The sequence below is a fragment of the Streptantibioticus ferralitis genome (assembly GCF_029223525.1).
GTDB classification, from domain to species: domain Bacteria; phylum Actinomycetota; class Actinomycetes; order Streptomycetales; family Streptomycetaceae; genus Streptantibioticus_A; species Streptantibioticus_A ferralitis.
Genome location: NZ_JARHTQ010000092.1, coordinates 1 through 1,310, shown reverse-complemented (window position 1 = coordinate 1,310; position 1,310 = coordinate 1). Strand labels below are relative to the sequence as shown.

The 1,310-nt window shown below is 67.7% G+C and carries 1 protein-coding gene; it reads right to left on the bottom strand.

Annotated elements, in window-relative coordinates; genetic code table 11:
* Positions 1-31: 31 nt before the first annotated feature.
* Complete coding sequence (locus P2L57_RS39800; protein ID WP_425574901.1) at positions 32-1,264, bottom strand: IS30 family transposase; 1,233 nt, start codon at positions 1,262-1,264, stop codon at positions 32-34.
* Between the last annotated feature and the right edge of the window lie 46 nt (positions 1,265-1,310).

Here is a 1,310-nt window from a genome sequence, read left to right as displayed (position 1 = left end):
GGCGAATTCCAGGGATCGTCGCAACACGTGATCACTGACGTGTGGTGGCGAGAAGTTTAGACAGACGCTCGGCTGGGGTTTCCCAGCCGAGCGTCTTGCGTGGGCGGCTGTTGAGTTCGGCGGCGGCTGCGTCCAGGTCCTCGCGGCTGTAGCGGGACAGGTCAGTGCCTTTCGGGAAGTACTGCCGGAGCAGGCCGTTCGTGTTCTCGTTGGAGCCGCGTTGCCAGGGGCTGGCGGGATTGCAGAAGTAGACCGGCATGTCCGTGGCGGTGGAGAAGAGGTGGTGGCCTGCCATCTCGTTGCCCTGGTCCCAGGTCAGTGACCGCCGCAAGTGGGGCGGAAGTTCGCTGATCGTGGCGGTGAGGGCCTGGTGGAAGTGCTCTGCCCGGTGGCCGTTGGGCAGGTGCACCAGCATCGTGAAGCGGGTGGTCCGTTCGACCAGTGTGCCGATGGCGGAGCCGTGGTTGGTGCCGACGATGCAGTCGCCCTCCCAGTGGCCGGGAACGGCGCGGTCGGCGGCTTCGGCGGGGCGGTCGCTGATCATCACCATGGGGGTGGTGAAGCGGGGCTGACGCTTGTATGCCTGACGCTGGGGGCGCCGGCGGGCCCGTCCGGTCCGTAGGGCCTTGGTGAGTTCACGGCGGAGTTCTCCGCGGCCTTGGACGTAGAGCGCCTGGTAGATCGTCTCGTGCGTCACGCGCATCTCCGGGTCGTCGGGGAAGTCCCGGCGGAGCTGGTGGGCTATTTGCTCCGGGCTCCAGCGTCTTTCCAGACGCTCCTGGATGTAGTCCCGCAGCCGGGGACACTGGCCGATCTTCCCAGGCTTGGGGCGAGGTCGGCGGGCATCGGCGCGGGCCTGGGCCGCATACGGCCGGTAGTGGCGCTGGCCGCGAGGATCGACGGTCCGGTTGCGGCGGATTTCGCGGCTGATCGTGGATGGGCTGCGGCCCAGCTCGGCGGCGATGGCCCGGATGGTGGCCTTCTCCCGCAGCCGGTCGGCGATGTGGATGCGCTCGGGTTCAGAGAGGTACCGGGACGGCGACGAGGCCGCCCGCATGGGTCGCGCGGGTGGCCTCGGCCGCTTCTTGCCGCCCTCGGGTCGGCCGTTTCGCCATTCACGACCAGTCCGAGGGTTGACGCCAACTCGTCGGCTTGCCTGGGCGTTGCTGAATCCCTGCTGCACGAGCCGGAAGTATTCCTCCCGCTCAGCGTGCAACTTCTTCCGCCCTTGTTCCTTCCGGCTCTCCCGGATCTTGAAGTCCATCGCATCCCCTGAGCTGGGGTGTTGCGACGACCACTAGAACGGAAGG